Raw genomic sequence first — 13,135 nt, forward strand, 5'->3', positions numbered from 1 at the left:
TCACCGCTGTTTTGATTTGAGGCCCGTCACCGCGGCGTCACGCGGCGTAACGTGATCGACGCGGAATGCCTCGCCGAGCCGCCTGAGCTCACCGACGTGTTTCGACGCGATGCGTTCGACTAGCCGGCGCGCGGCCGCGGTCAGATGAATCTCTACACGGCGCGCGTCGCTCGCGCTGCGCCGCTTGCGCACGAGACCGGCGCGCTCGCAACGCTGCACCAGCGCGACGGCGCCCTGATGGCTGATCCTCAACAGTTCAGCGAGTTCACCGACGGTGGCCCATTCGCGTTCCGCTCCGCCGCGCAAATGCAGAAGCAGCAGGTATTGCATCGGCGGCACGCCGGCGCCTTGCGCGGCGCGCTCGCTGAAATGCAGGAACTCCGCGAGGCGCGCGCGGAATTCGGACAGCGCGATGTACTGGCGCTTGCTGACCATAGGGAAAGAATCCGTGAACGAAGAATATACAATATTGTGACATATTTTTCCCAAACGAATCCCAACCGCCCCGCCGACAGCGGGATGGAATATCGATGCGGTTCTACTAGTGTTTGGCCCTAGGGCCGGTCTTTCGTCGCGTCGGCCAGCACGCGCTCGGCGTGGGCCAGATCCTCGGCGGTGTCGACGCCGGGCGGGAAAGGCTCGGGTGCCAGGCGCACCGCGATGCGGAAGCCGTACTCCAGCGCGCGCAGTTGTTCCAGCGACTCGGCGCGTTCGAGCATGGTCGGCGCGAGTTGCGCGAACCGGCGCAGGAATCCGGCGCGATAGGCATAGATGCCGATGTGCCGCAGGAATTCGATGCCTTGCGGCAGCGGCATGTCCGACGCAGCGATGCCGGTTCCCGCCCCGGCCTGTGCGAACGCGTCGCGCGCCCACGGTAGCGGCGCGCGGCTGAAGTACAACGCCGACTCGTCGCGCGCGCGCACGACCTTGACGCAGTTCGGATTGAATAATTCTTCGGCCGACACGACCGGCGTCGCCAGCGTCGCCATCGGCACGTTGTTCTGCGCGAGCGCCGCGGCAACGGCGCGGATGCCGCTTGCCGGCGCGAGCGGCTCGTCGCCCTGCAGGTTGACGACGATCGCGTCGTCGGGCCAGCCGAGTTGCTCTGCGCATTCGGCGAGGCGGTCGCTGCCCGAGGCGTGATCGGTACGCGTCATCGCAATCGTCGCACCGATGCCGTCGAGCGCCGCGGCGATCCTGCCATCGTCGGTCGCGACCACGACCTGCGTCGCGCCGGCCGCCTGTGCACGGCGCACGACGTGACGGATCATCGGCTCGCCGGCAAGCGCCAACAGCGGCTTGCCGGGCAGGCGCGTGGACGCGTAGCGCGCGGGAATGGCGACGATGAAATCGGTCATGGAATCGGTTCGGCTCCTTCGGCAGCGCAGACTACCGAATATCGCAGCGGATCAGAAGGCGCTTGAGCCGCGGGTGGCAAATCCATGCGGCTCGCGCTACCCCGCCCGCGCCGAAGATACGAAGCCGACTGAAGCCGCCATTCGATGTCGGTGGCCGCGCGACAGCGGACTCAGAGCTTCGCTTGCGCCGCAAGCCCGGCAACGAGCCGCACCGCGGTGTCGCGATCGACGCTCGGTTCCGTGGGGGCAGCGGCGAGTGCCGTTTCGGCCTCGGCACGATAACCGCGTGCCGCCGCAGCGTTGCCCAGCGCCGCCTCGACGCGCGCCATTCCGGCGGCCGCGCGCGCGACGAGTGCGGCCGGGTTCGGCGTGTCGGCTTTCGTCGCGGCCAGGGCGCGCTCGAACTGCGGTTTCGCCTCACCGTGGCGACCCAGGCCCTGGAGGATATCGCCGAACAGAAGATGCGCGCGGACGGCCCTTTCCGAGCCCGCATCGGCCAGCTCGGCGTACGTCGCGATGGCCCTCGCGGCGTGCACGGCCGCGCTCTCCGCCTGACCGCTCGCCGCGAGCAACTCGGCCTCGACCGTCTCGGCATAGGCGATGTCCGGGTGTGCACCGCGATATCGACTGCGCGCATCGGCGAGCGCGCCGTCGGCCAGCGCGCGGGCTTCGTCGAGCCGGCCGCGCGCGATCAGAATCAGCGCGAGATCCGCCTGGTCGTGGCCGCGGCCGTTGTCACCGTAGTCGGCACCGAGCAGGCTGCGCGAGCGCGCGATCGCATCGCGCAAGCCCGCTTCGGCTTCGGCAAAAGCGCCCTGGCGGAAACGCACGCGCGCCAGATTGCCGAGACACACTGCCTCGTCGAGTGCGGCGGCCGGTGCCAGCGCGCGATTCATCGCGATCGCCTTCTCGTAATAGGTGCTCGCTTCGGCGAACTTGCCTTCGAGCTTGAGCACATTGGCGAGATCGTTGAAATGTCGCGCGACGTGCGGATGCGGATGCGTGTACGCAGCGGCATCGATCTCGATCGCCTCGCGTATAAGCTGCTCGCTCTCGCCATAGCGCCCGAGTCGGATCAAAGCCCAACTTAGAAACGCCGCCGCATCGGCGACGTCCGGGTGACGAGCGCCGAGGTGTTCGCGCGTGCGCGCAAGCACCTCGCGCAATAGCGGCTCGGCACGGTCGGCGTGGCCGGCGTCCATCAGGGTCCAGCCGAAATTCATCGTCGCCTCGGTCAAGGCGTCGCTATCGTGCGGCAGTACGCGACGTGCGAGCGCGAGCGATTTTTCGCCGGCGTCGATCGCCAGCGCGGATTCGCCGACCCGCTCGTGCAGGCCCGCGAGCCAGGAAAGCGCGCGCACCTCTTCGACCGAGTCGCGGTTCGGCCCCGCCTGAAACGCGTCGAGCGCGCTCTGCAGCCGCGCCATCGCTTCGCGCGCGCGGCCGAGTTCGTCGATGTCCTTCGCGATCAGATATTCGGCATGCAAGGTGCGCCGGTCGGTGGCGCCGAGCTGCGCCTTCGCCAATGCGACCGCTTTTTCGAGCGGCTCGCGCGCACGCTCCGCATGGCCGCTGCGCCGTTCGAGATCGCCGATGAGGCCGAGAATTTCGACGCGCAGCGCAGGCTGCTCAGCGAAATCGCGGTCGGCGCGTTCGCGGCCGCGCGCGAGCAGCTCTTCCGCGGTCTCGCTCGTCGTCGCCCCGGGCGATGCGCTGTCGAACAGACCTTCGAGAAACGATTTGACCGCGTCCGCGCGCCGCGCCTCGCCTTCGGCAACGAGCGCCTGCGCATGCGCCGCGCGCGCGGCGTCGCGGGCGAGGCGCCATTGGTACAGGCCCAGCGCGGTCGCGGCGGCGAGAATCAGCGCGATCGCGGTGCCGGCGACGACCGCAACCGCGTGGCGTTTGGCAAAGGTCGAAAGCCGATAGGCGAAAGTATCGGCGCGTGCCTGCAACGGCATGCCGTCGAGATGGCGGCCGATGTCTTCGCGCAATGCGGCGACGGTTGCGTAGCGGCGCATCGGCTCCATCCGCGTCGCCTCGCGCACGATCGCGTGCAGGTCGGCGCCGAGTTTTCGCCTCAGTGCGGCATCGTCGAACGCGGATGCGTTCGCCTCCGCCGTGCGCGGCTTGGTTCCGCCGAGCAATTCACCGAGCAGCACGCCGAGCGCATACACGTCGATCGCGGTCGTCGCCGCCGCGCCGGCAAACTGTTCGGGCGCGGCATAGGCGCGCGTCAGGCGTCGCGCTTCGGTATGCGTCCTTTCGCCGTCGCCGGTGAGCAGTTTGGCGATGCCGAAATCGACGAGCTTGACCCGCCCGTCGGCACCGACGAGCACGTTGCCGGGCTTCAGGTCGCGATGCACGATCAAATTGCGGTGCGCGTATTCGACCGCGGCACAGACGTCGACGAACAAGGCGAGGCGTTCGCGCGCACCGAGCCGCGCGCGCGCGCAATGCGCGAGGATGTCGCCGCCGGAAACGAATTCGAGCGCGAGGAACGGCGTGCCGGTCGGGGTGAACCCGGCGTCGAGTAGCTGCGCGATATGCGGATGCTGCAGGCGCGCAAGGATGCGCTGCTCGCGCAGGAAACGCCGGCGCTCGTCGGGATCGTGCACGTCGATGCGCAGTAGCTTGAGCGCCACGGTCTGCGGACCGCCTGGCAGCTCGCGCTCCGCTTCGAACACGCTGGCCATGCCGCCGGCGCCGACGAAACGGTGCACGCGGTAGCCCGCGATCGCGGGCGGCGCGTCGACGGGAGCGTCGGCGAGGCCCGGCAACCATTGCGCAACGCCGCGCTCCAACGCTTCGATGTCGGGCGCGTTGTCGAGCGCCTGCTCAACGAGTGCGCGCAAGGTTGCGTCTTCGCAGTGGCGGCTCAGCCAGTCGGCGCGGTCCGCTGCGGGCACGTCGAAAAGCCGGTCGAGCAAGGGCTCGATCTCGCGCCAGCGTTGGGCGAATTGGACGGTCATCGATGCAATCCGTGGTTTTCCTAGCTTCTTTAGCGCAATAGAGCAGCGCCGACCGACACGTTTCAGTCGCCTGCCGCGAGGCAGCCGGACAAAAACGTGCGCGCCTTCAGCCAGTCGCGCTCGACCGTGCGCGTGTTGACGCCGACGACCTCGGCGATTTCCGGATTCGACAGCTCGGCGAACAAACGCAGCTCGGCGACGCGCGCAAGACGCGGGTCCAACGCCGCCAGCCGTTCGAGTGCCTCGTCGAGCGCAAGCACATCGATCACCTCGCCCTCCGCCGCTTCGCCGGTCATGTCGGGCGCTTGACGTTTCTGCGCGTTCTTTCGTCGCGCGCGATCGATCAGCAGGTGGCGCATCACGCGGCCCATGTAGGCGTAGAAGTGGGCGCGATCGGTGAATTCCACGCCGGCTTGGCGCGCCAGCGTCAGGTAGGCCTCGTGCACCAGGGCCGTTGTCTCCAGCGTATGCGCCGCTTCGTGCGCGCGCTGGCGCCGGGCGAGCTGGCGCAGCGACGCGTAGATTTTCGGAATCAGCGCATCGACCGCGGCGGCGTCGCCATGCGCGGCGCGCGCGAGAAACTCGGTGATGTCGGGCTCGATGCTCACGCGCAAGAGTCTAGCAACTGCGGGCGCCGTCGTTGCAGCGCTTTCGCCGTGTCGGTCGGCGCGACTGTTTTGCGCTGGACGAGGAGATGGCATCGCTTCGGGCCGAGGGAGCCCACGCCAAGCCGTCGCACCCCTCATTCAACGAAGGATTGAAACCATGTCCAGTCAGCGCAATGCACGCCTCCCCCTGGCGGCCAGCTTGTTCGTCGTCGCGCTCGCCGCGTCCGCCGGCACTGCCCTCGCGGATTCCGACGCCGCAACCTCGACCGATACGACGACGGCGAACTACACGTTCCAGACCCTCGACTATCCCGGCGCCTCGGGCACGGTTATCTGGGGACTCAACGATTTCGGCGAACTCGGCGGCGAATACCACCGGCCCGGCTTTCCGCCGCACGCGATGATCTATCGCAACGGCAATTTTGAATCGCTCGATCCGAACGGTTTGTTCGGCGACCGCTTCAGCGCCGCCGGCACGCCGAGCGACATCGGCACGCTGATCGCCGACTACGCCGACACGTCGGGACGAATGCACGGCGTGGTCATGCAATGGGGCCAGGTCGAAACCGTCGATTTCGCCGGCCATCTCAATGCCAACGTGGACGGGATCAATATCTTCGGCGGAATCGCCGGCGTGTACTGGGATGCCGACGGCGTCTACCACGGCGTCGTGCGCAATTGGGGACGCGACACGCCGTTCGATTTCGCCGGCGCTTACGATACCTATCCGCTCGGCATCAACAACGCCGGCGAGATCGTCGGCTACTGGAACACCGCGCGCCACGCGCAATGGCACGGTTTCTACCGCAGCCCGGACGGACAGCTCAGCCAGATCGACGTACCCAACGCAGGCCCGTTCGGCACGGTCACGATTTCGATCAACGACGTCGGCCAAATCGTCGGCTACTACGCCGACAACGCCAACCATTACCACAGCTTCATCCTGCGGCACGGCCGGTTCCAATTCCTCGACGTGCCCGGCGCGGTACAGACGTTCGCCAACAGCATCAACAATTTCGGCGTGATCGCGGGCGACTACTACGACGCGAGCGGCAAGCAGCACGGGTTTATCGCCAGACCGTCGCGCTGACGCGAGGCGGCGATGGCGATACGGCCGGGGCTGCGTTCCGACTCGTGGTCCCGGCCGCTTTTATCGCAAACGAACCGCCGCGCCCGGAAGACCGCGGCGGTTCAACGCGGCCGTCTCGATACGCTTAGGGCTGCGCCAGGCGTTCGATATGGCGTTTGGCTTTTTCGTCGGCGACCATGCGGCGCACGTCGGCGAGCAATTGTTTGGCGTCGAAGACGATGCCGTCCTTGATCGTGTACTCGACGCCACCGACGCGATGCACCTTGCCGTCGTCGCCGAGACGGATATGCCCGGTGCCGTAGAGCACCTTGAGATTCGCCAGCGGATTCTCGGCGAGCACGACAAGGTCGGCGAACTTGCCGGCCTCGATCGAGCCGAGACGCTGGTCCTCGCCGAGCGCCTGCGCACCGTTGAGCGTCGCCGCGCGGATCACTTCGAGCGGATGGAAGCCGGCCTCGCGCAACAGTTCGAGTTCCTGGATCGTGCCGAAACCGTAAAGCTGATAGATGAAGCCCGAATCCGAGCCGACGGTGACGCGGCCGCCGCGGTTCTTGTAGTCGTTGACGAAGGCCATCCAGCGCCGATAGTTCTCGCGCCAGGCGATTTCGTCCTCGCTGCCCCAGTCGAAGAAGAAGCTGCCGTGGTGATCGCGGTTCGGCGTGTAGAAATCCCACAACTGCGGCAGGGTGTATTCCTCATGCCAGTCGGCGCGGCGCGCGCGCATCAAGTCGCGCGAGGCGTTGTAGATGGTGAAGGTCGGATCGAGGGTGAAATCGAGCTTGAGCAGTTCGTCGATCACTGCCTCGTACTTGTCGCTGCCTTTCTGCGCGGCCTGCGCCCACAGGCGTCCGGCCTGGCCGAAGCGATCGGCTTCGTTGTTGTAGTTGTACGCGGGCGGATAATTCTGCACGGTGCGGTCGTCGAACAGCGCTTCGGGCAGGCCGTACCAGTGCTCCATCGAGGTCAGGCCCCAGCGCGCCGTGGTCAGCACGTTGACGCGCGAAACGTCGGGCTGCGCGTGGTGGCAGGCGCTGCGCATACCCTGCTTCTTCAATTCCGCGAACGCGGCTTCGAGCACGTCGGGACGGTAGCCGAAGCACTTCATGCCGACGATGCCCTTCGCCTTCATCTCGCGCACCCAGCGGCGCGCCTGCTCGGGCTGGGTCATCGGTTCGCGCTCTTTAAAGCCGAACGCGGCGTACGGGAAGATGCGCGGCGCGGTGATCGCATTCGCCGCGCTGCGTTTCGACTCGCTGACACACCAGTCGACGCCGTTCATGCAACCCGGCTCGCGCACCGTGGTGATGCCGTTGCCGAGCCAGAGTTTGTAAACGTATTCCGCCGGCGTGCCCTGCTCGGCGCCGCCGATGTGGCCGTGCATATCGATGATGCCCGGCATCACGTAGCGCCCGCTGAGGTTCATCTCACGCCCGCCCGCGGCGAGCTTGGGCCGCTTGTCCGCGTCGATCGGCGCGCCCGGGCTGCCGACCGACTGCACCTTGACGATGCGGTTGCCCTCGATCACCACGTCGGCCGGGCCGAACGCCGGGCTGCCGGTGCCGTTGATCACGACGACGCCGCGCAGAATGAGCTGTGAATACGGTCCCTCGCCTTCGTGGCGTGCCGGCGCGGGCAACACCTCGTCCTTGGCTTGCGGCGCAGACGGCGCTGCGAACGACGCCGCCTGTACGCACAGCAGCGCAAGCACTGCCGCGACCGTCGATCCGATCCGAATACGCATGAACTCTCCCCAGTTGGCGCAGATGGAATAAACGCAAAATAGCAGAGACGACGCAGCCAAGCTGCGTGCTCGTGCACGCCGGACGGAACGGCGGCCATGCGATAATTTTCACCGCCGCCGCGAAACCGCCCGCGTTTCTCCACAAAACCCTACGACCCTAAGCCGATGCCGCGCAAATGGACTCCGATTCTCGCGTTCCTGCTCGCCTTTCTGGTCGGCATGGGCTGCGTGCTCGGCTATGTATGGTGGAACAAAGCATGGTGGGAAAAACACCAGTCACATCCGGCGATCGCTTATCAGGAACTGGTGCGCGGCGTCTGGGTGACGAGCCAGGTATCGCCGGACGACATCCGCGCGGGAAAGCTACGCGGCGTGCGCACTGTGGTCGACCTGCGTCCCGACGGCGAGGCCGCGGACCAGCCCCCGTCGACCGAAGTCGCCGAAGCAGCCAAGGCCGCCGGCATCGGTTTCGACTACGTCCCGATTCCGCACGGCGCGATTCCCGAAGAAGCCGTGACGAGGCTACAGGCCGTGCTCGGCGAACGCCCTTATCCAGTTCTGCTCTATTGCCGCAGCGGCAGCCGCGCCGCGCGGACCTGGGCGCTCGGCGAGGCAACGCAGGCGAACGGTTTGCCGGCATCGACGATCCGTGACACCGTGACCCGCGTCGGATTCTCGACCAAGGATATCGACACCGACATCGATGCGCGCATCGCCGCGCGCAAACAGGGAACGAATTGACGTGTCGGCACCGGCGCAGGAGCATCAGGGCGGAAAAAGCCGAATGAGCCCGCTTGTCTGCATACTATGGGCAATCGCGATCGTGCTCGGCCTGATCCTCGGAGCGATCGCCGGTATCGCCCTCGTTTTACACTTTCGCTTGATCGACATCTGTTGAAACGCTCCCCTTACTACGCTCCCGCGCTGATGACGGCGAGCGCGATCCTGTTCGGCCTGATGGCCGTCGCGCTGCGCCTCGCCACCGCGCAGGTCAGTTCGTCCGAAGCCGCATTCTTCCGCGCCTTCTTCGGCCTGATCTTCACCCTGCCGCTGCTGATCAAGCCCGGTTTCGCCCTGCTGCGCACCTCGCGCTTCCATCTCTATCTGCTGCGCGGCATGACCGGGGCGATGTCGATGCTCGCGAGTTTCTGGGCGCTCGCTCATCTGCCGCTCGCACAAGCGGTGTCGATCTCGTACTCGACGCCGCTGTTCGTCACCATCGGCGCGGTGTTCCTGCTCGGCGAAGTCGTGCGCGCGCGGCGCTGGACGGCGGTCGCGATCGGCTTCGTCGGCGTGCTCGTGATCATGCGTCCGGGCAGCATGAGTTTTTCCGTCGACATGCTCGTCGCGCTGATCGGTGCGGCGTTCGCGGCAAGCTCGTACATCAGCATCAAGTTCCTCTCGCGCACCGAGCCGCCCGACGCGGTCGTGATCTACATGAGCCTGATCATGTCGCCGATCGCGCTCGTGCCGGCGCTGTACGCGTGGACCTGGCCCGACGCGACGGGCTGGCTCTGGCTCGTGCTGACCGGGCTGATCGGCACGATCGCGCAGATCCTGATGACCCGTGCCTACGAGGCCGGCGACGTCTCCGCGCTCGTGCCGATCAACTTCCTGCAATTGCCGGTCGTGGTGGTCTGCGCGTACTTCCTGTTCGACCAGAAGCTCGATCTGGCGACAGCGCTCGGCGCAGGTATCATCATCGCCGCCAACCTCTATATCGCGCACCGCGAGGCGATGCTGACGCGCCGGCGCCGTGCGGAAGATTCGTCAGGCGAAACCGGCACACAGGCATGAGAAGAGCATGAACGCACCTGCCGCAGAGAGTGACTCTGCCCAATCCACGCGCCCCCTGTCTCGGCCGGATATCACGAGCATGCTCGCGCTCGCGGTCAGCGTCTTCGCCCTCGCGCTCGGCGCGTGGCAGACGAGGCTGATGCAGAGCCAGGCGCGCGCGAGCGTCTGGCCGTTCCTGTCGATCGGCTACAGCTACACGAGCAACGTCGATCCCGACAGTTTCATCTGGCAGATCGACAACAACGGCGTCGGCCCGGCGCGCGTGCAGTCGGTCAGCCTGAGCGTCGACGGCAAGCCGATGCGGCATTGGGAAGAAGTCCTCGTCGCGATCGATGCACCGCCGCGCCGCAACCTGGCGACGACCAGTCTCAACGGCGGGGTGATCCCGCCGAGCCTGAACCGCGAGACGACGATCGCCGCGATCCGCGTCAACGACCGCGAGGTCGCCGCGCACTTCAAGAGTTCGATCGCCCGCTTCCGCATGGACATCTGCTACTGCTCGGTCTACGACGAATGCTGGGTCGCGCATTGGCAGCAGTCGCGCGTCGATCCGGTCGAACGCTGCGGCGCGGACGGCAGCGTGCAGTTCGACGAATGAGCATAGGCACCGCGGCGGTGCGAACATCGCCGCGCCCAATCCGCATCAGCGAGTGCAACCCATGGACACCAACGACCTGCCGCCTGCCCGCTCCCGCCGCATCCGCGCCAGCGACATCGGCAGCTTCGCCGCGCTCGCACTGAGCGTGCTCGCGCTCGCGACCGGCGCCTATCAGACCCGGCTGATGCAGGCGCAGACCGAACTGATGCAGACGCAGTCGCGCGCCAGCGTCTGGCCCTACGTCACCGTCGGCAAGAATGAAGACGCGATCGCCGGCCACGAGACCTTCGTCTGGCGCGTCGACAACAACGGCGTCGGCCCGGCAAAAATTCAATCGGTCGAGGTGAAACTCGACGGCAAGCCTTACCGCAACTGGAAAGAGTTGTTCGCCGTGCTGGCGCCCGAGCAGGAGTTCCACGCACAGACCTCCTCGCTCAACGGCCTCGTGCTACCGCCGAGCCTCAATCGCGAAACGACGATCGAGATGGTCAAACCCGACACAGCCGAGCGCGCCAAGGTGTTCCTCACCGCGCAGCAGCGCATATCGATCGAAGTCTGCTACTGCTCGGTCTACGACGAATGCTGGATCGCGCAATCGCTCAAGCCCGGCAACACGTCGGTGCCGCGCTGCGAAAGGGCCGGCAAGCTGCAGTTCGAGGACTGAAGCCTCGAGGCATCGATCGGTCGGTACGACGACGGCGACCGGATTCGCCGATGCCAGCGCATGCCAGCATCACATCTCGCACTAAGCGCCGGGCGTCGCTCCCTCGCTGCGGCCGATCTCGTCCAGATGGATGCGCACGGACGAGGCTTCGAGTTTGCTCGTCGGCAACGCGATAAAGGCGTCGATGCGATTCTTCAGATAACGGAACGCCGTGGCAAACGCCGTGAGCTTCTGCACCGACGTGCCTTCGACCGCGGCCGGATCTTCGATGCCCCAATGCGCCTTGAGCGGATGACCGGGCCAGATCGGGCAGACTTCGCCCGCGGCGTTGTCGCAGACGGTGAAGACAAAATCCATCTGCGGCGCCCCCGCCGCCTCGAACTCATCCCAGCTTTTCGAGCGCAGGCCCTCGATCGGATAACCGAATCGTTCGAGCGTTTCGAGCGCGAGCGGATTGACCTCTCCCTTGGGCATGCTGCCCGCGGAATAAGCGCGGAAACGCCCCGCACCGTCTTTCGCGAGAATGCTCTCGGCGAGGATCGAGCGCGCCGAATTGCCGGTACAAAGAAACAACACGTTGAAACTGCGATCGGTCATGACGGACTCCGCGTAGGGGAAGTAAGTAAAGGGTAGGCTGCCGGGCGCAGCGCATGGGCAACGGCCAGCACAAGAATCGCACCGCTCAGTTGCGCCAGAATGAAGCCCGCGACATCAACAGGCCGAATGCCGGCGAACGTGCTGGTGAGCGATCGGGCGATCGTCGCTGCCGGATTGGCGAACGACGTCGATGCAGTGAACCAGTATGCGGCCGTGATGTAGCTGCCGACCGCCGCGGGAATCGCGCCGGGGCGATGCCGCAAGGCAATCAGGATCGAGGCGAGCAGGCCCGCGGTCGCGACCGCCTCGCTTATCCATTGACCCCATCCCGTGCGGACTTTTGCACCGATCTGCCAGACGTTCAGATCGAACATCAGATGGGCCAGCCATACACCGGCCAGCGCACCGAGCACCTGCGCGAACATATAACTCATCGCTTCGCCAGCGCCTTGATCGCCGCGCCACCACATAACGAAGGTCACAACGGGATTGAAATGCGCGCCGGAAATCGGGCCGAGCAGAGCGATCAACACATACAAGCCTGCGCCGGTGGCCACGGCATTCGCCAACAACGCAATCGCCGGGTTTCCCTGAGCCAAGCGTTCGGCCATGACGCCCGAGCCGACCACCACGGCGAGCAACACCGCGGTGCCGCCGAACTCTGCAAGCCAAGCATCACGGCGATTTCTCATAGCAAACCCCGATTCGGATAAATCGCGCCGGCCGGACATAGGCGAAAGAATCCGCAGGCGGCGAAGATACTTATGGCGTATTCACGCGGCAGACCGATGCCCACAGTGGCGTCACCGGTATGCCGCAAGCGTCTGTTGTCCTCGTCCGCTACGAGCGGACACAGCACGCCGCCGCTGATTCGCTGCGCATTTCGGCGCGGTCCTTGCCGTACACGGGTGCGCTGGCGAGGGTATGAAAGGTTTCCCAGGCGATGCCCTGCGGGTCGGTGATCCAGTGCTTGTCCGACTGCGCGTAGCAACACGTCGTTGCCTCTTCGTCGAGCACGCCGCTTCCGCTGCGCACCAGACGCGCGCGCATCGCCTGCAATTCCTCGGCGTCTTCGACCTGAAACCCCAAATGGTCGACGCCGTGCTGCGCGGAGCGCGTCGAGATCGCGAAATTGATTTTCGGGTCGTCGAGCATCCATTTCGCATAGTCGGCCTTGCGCACGCTCGGAGCCGAGCCGAACAGGGTCGAATAAAAGCCGATGCTTTGATCGAGATCGGCGACGGCCACGTGGACGTGAAAGCGGTTCATGTTTTCTTCCTCGCAGGTTTGGACGAACGTTTCGGCGGACAGCATGCGGCGAGGTCGCCGCGACAGCAGTTCTCAGTGAGGTAGGCGACCAAGCCGTTCATCGCTTCGAAATTCGCCGTATAGCGAACGTAGCGGCCTTGCTGCTCGCTGCGCACAAGACCGGCGATGACCAGTTCTTTGGCGTGGAAGGTCAGGGCAGTCGATGCGATTCCGAGCGCTTCGGCAATTTGCCCGGCAACGGCACCTTCGTGGCCCATTTCGACGAGGTAGCGAAAGATCGCCAGGCGCGACCGCTGGGCGAGCGCTCCGAGTGCGGCAAGTATCGTGTCTTCTTTCATATTTCAATAATTATTGAAATATTGAATTTTGTCAACGACCGCGACTCGCTCGTCTGCGCTGGAGTGCGAGAACCGTTACTGCTGAAGAATGAAGAAGGTGCAG

Annotated in this window: 14 protein-coding genes; 5 read left to right on the forward strand and 9 right to left on the reverse strand. The window is 65.7% G+C overall.

What is annotated here, in order from left to right:
• The 4 genes from FFS30_RS00725 to FFS30_RS00740 form a co-directional block, all read right to left on the reverse strand.
• Complete coding sequence (locus FFS30_RS00725; RefSeq protein ID WP_137911198.1) at nt 1-435, reverse strand: helix-turn-helix domain-containing protein; 435 nt, start codon at nt 433-435, stop codon at nt 1-3.
• A gap of 119 nt (nt 436-554) precedes the next feature.
• The gene (gene kdsB, locus FFS30_RS00730; protein WP_137911199.1) at nt 555-1,358 is read right to left on the reverse strand and encodes a 3-deoxy-manno-octulosonate cytidylyltransferase; all 804 of its coding nucleotides are present in this window, start codon (nt 1,356-1,358) and stop codon (nt 555-557) included.
• A 170-nt stretch (nt 1,359-1,528) separates the two neighbouring features.
• A complete protein-coding gene (locus FFS30_RS00735) occupies nt 1,529-4,330 on the reverse strand; it encodes a serine/threonine-protein kinase (protein ID WP_137911200.1) in 2,802 nt (933 codons plus the stop codon).
• A gap of 62 nt (nt 4,331-4,392) precedes the next feature.
• On the reverse strand, nt 4,393-4,938 hold the full coding sequence (locus FFS30_RS00740) for an ECF-type sigma factor (RefSeq protein ID WP_212742379.1): 546 nt from the start codon (nt 4,936-4,938) through the stop codon (nt 4,393-4,395).
• A gap of 157 nt (nt 4,939-5,095) precedes the next feature.
• Here FFS30_RS00740 and FFS30_RS00745 point away from each other — a divergent pair, with 157 nt between their 5' ends.
• Nucleotides 5,096-6,028 (forward strand): hypothetical protein, encoded by a 933-nt coding sequence (locus FFS30_RS00745; protein WP_137911202.1) that lies wholly within the window; start codon nt 5,096-5,098, stop codon nt 6,026-6,028.
• 124 nt (nt 6,029-6,152) lie between these two features.
• Here the strand turns inward: FFS30_RS00745 and FFS30_RS00750 are convergent, their stop codons facing one another.
• A complete protein-coding gene (locus FFS30_RS00750; RefSeq protein ID WP_249352101.1) occupies nt 6,153-7,769 on the reverse strand; it encodes an amidohydrolase family protein in 1,617 nt (538 codons plus the stop codon).
• A 165-nt stretch (nt 7,770-7,934) separates the two neighbouring features.
• Between FFS30_RS00750 and FFS30_RS00755 the strand changes: the two genes are divergently transcribed.
• From FFS30_RS00755 to FFS30_RS00770, 4 genes are all read left to right on the forward strand, one after another.
• A complete protein-coding gene (locus tag FFS30_RS00755) occupies nt 7,935-8,510 on the forward strand; it encodes a sulfur transferase domain-containing protein (protein ID WP_137911203.1) in 576 nt (191 codons plus the stop codon).
• Between the two features lie 186 nt (nt 8,511-8,696).
• Nucleotides 8,697-9,566, forward strand: a complete 870-nt coding sequence (locus tag FFS30_RS00760; RefSeq protein WP_249352256.1) for a DMT family transporter — start codon at nt 8,697-8,699, stop codon at nt 9,564-9,566.
• A 79-nt stretch (nt 9,567-9,645) separates the two neighbouring features.
• Nucleotides 9,646-10,164 carry a hypothetical protein gene (locus FFS30_RS00765; RefSeq protein ID WP_137911205.1) on the forward strand — a complete coding sequence of 173 codons (519 nt, stop codon included), beginning with the start codon at nt 9,646-9,648 and terminating at the stop codon, nt 10,162-10,164.
• Nucleotides 10,165-10,225: 61 nt separating this feature from the next.
• Nucleotides 10,226-10,828 carry a hypothetical protein gene (locus tag FFS30_RS00770; RefSeq protein WP_137911206.1) on the forward strand — a complete coding sequence of 201 codons (603 nt, stop codon included), beginning with the start codon at nt 10,226-10,228 and terminating at the stop codon, nt 10,826-10,828.
• Nucleotides 10,829-10,909: 81 nt separating this feature from the next.
• Here the strand turns inward: FFS30_RS00770 and FFS30_RS00775 are convergent, their stop codons facing one another.
• The 4 genes from FFS30_RS00775 to FFS30_RS00790 all read right to left on the reverse strand — a co-directional run bounded on the left by FFS30_RS00775 (nt 10,910) and on the right by FFS30_RS00790 (nt 13,032).
• Nucleotides 10,910-11,425: an arsenate reductase ArsC gene (locus FFS30_RS00775; RefSeq protein WP_137911207.1), complete on the reverse strand. Its 516-nt coding sequence runs from the start codon at nt 11,423-11,425 to the stop codon at nt 10,910-10,912.
• Nucleotides 11,422-12,156: an MIP/aquaporin family protein gene (locus tag FFS30_RS00780; RefSeq protein ID WP_249352103.1), complete on the reverse strand. Its 735-nt coding sequence runs from the start codon at nt 12,154-12,156 to the stop codon at nt 11,422-11,424. The genes FFS30_RS00775 and FFS30_RS00780 overlap by 4 nt, the downstream gene beginning before the upstream one ends.
• A 109-nt stretch (nt 12,157-12,265) precedes the next feature.
• Nucleotides 12,266-12,694 (reverse strand): ArsI/CadI family heavy metal resistance metalloenzyme, encoded by a 429-nt coding sequence (locus FFS30_RS00785; RefSeq protein ID WP_137911208.1) that lies wholly within the window; start codon nt 12,692-12,694, stop codon nt 12,266-12,268.
• Nucleotides 12,691-13,032, reverse strand: a complete 342-nt coding sequence (locus tag FFS30_RS00790) for a helix-turn-helix domain-containing protein (RefSeq protein WP_137911209.1) — start codon at nt 13,030-13,032, stop codon at nt 12,691-12,693. The genes FFS30_RS00785 and FFS30_RS00790 overlap by 4 nt, the downstream gene beginning before the upstream one ends.
• Nucleotides 13,033-13,135 lie beyond the last annotated feature (103 nt).

The sequence above is a fragment of the Rudaea sp. 3F27F6 genome (assembly GCF_005503555.1).
Lineage (GTDB): Bacteria > Pseudomonadota > Gammaproteobacteria > Xanthomonadales > Rhodanobacteraceae > Rudaea.

Bases quoted from the DNA above. Each gene is read 5' to 3' on its own strand.
- FFS30_RS00745 (WP_137911202.1), top strand. From the start codon at position 5,096: ATGTCCAGTCAGCGCAATGCACGCCTCCCCCTGGCGGCCAGCTTGTTC.
- FFS30_RS00755 (WP_137911203.1), top strand. From the start codon at position 7,935: ATGCCGCGCAAATGGACTCCGATTCTCGCGTTCCTGCTCGCCTTTCTG.
- FFS30_RS00775 (WP_137911207.1), bottom strand. From the start codon at position 11,425: ATGACCGATCGCAGTTTCAACGTGTTGTTTCTTTGTACCGGCAATTCG.
- FFS30_RS00725 (WP_137911198.1), bottom strand. From the start codon at position 435: ATGGTCAGCAAGCGCCAGTACATCGCGCTGTCCGAATTCCGCGCGCGC.
- FFS30_RS00770 (WP_137911206.1), top strand. From the start codon at position 10,226: ATGGACACCAACGACCTGCCGCCTGCCCGCTCCCGCCGCATCCGCGCC.
- FFS30_RS00785 (WP_137911208.1), bottom strand. From the start codon at position 12,694: ATGAACCGCTTTCACGTCCACGTGGCCGTCGCCGATCTCGATCAAAGC.
- FFS30_RS00750 (WP_249352101.1), bottom strand. From the start codon at position 7,769: ATGCGTATTCGGATCGGATCGACGGTCGCGGCAGTGCTTGCGCTGCTG.
- FFS30_RS00735 (WP_137911200.1), bottom strand. From the start codon at position 4,330: ATGACCGTCCAATTCGCCCAACGCTGGCGCGAGATCGAGCCCTTGCTC.
- FFS30_RS00790 (WP_137911209.1), bottom strand. From the start codon at position 13,032: ATGAAAGAAGACACGATACTTGCCGCACTCGGAGCGCTCGCCCAGCGG.
- kdsB (WP_137911199.1), bottom strand. From the start codon at position 1,358: ATGACCGATTTCATCGTCGCCATTCCCGCGCGCTACGCGTCCACGCGC.
- FFS30_RS00780 (WP_249352103.1), bottom strand. From the start codon at position 12,156: ATGTCCGGCCGGCGCGATTTATCCGAATCGGGGTTTGCTATGAGAAAT.
- FFS30_RS00760 (WP_249352256.1), top strand. From the start codon at position 8,697: ATGACGGCGAGCGCGATCCTGTTCGGCCTGATGGCCGTCGCGCTGCGC.
- FFS30_RS00765 (WP_137911205.1), top strand. From the start codon at position 9,646: ATGCTCGCGCTCGCGGTCAGCGTCTTCGCCCTCGCGCTCGGCGCGTGG.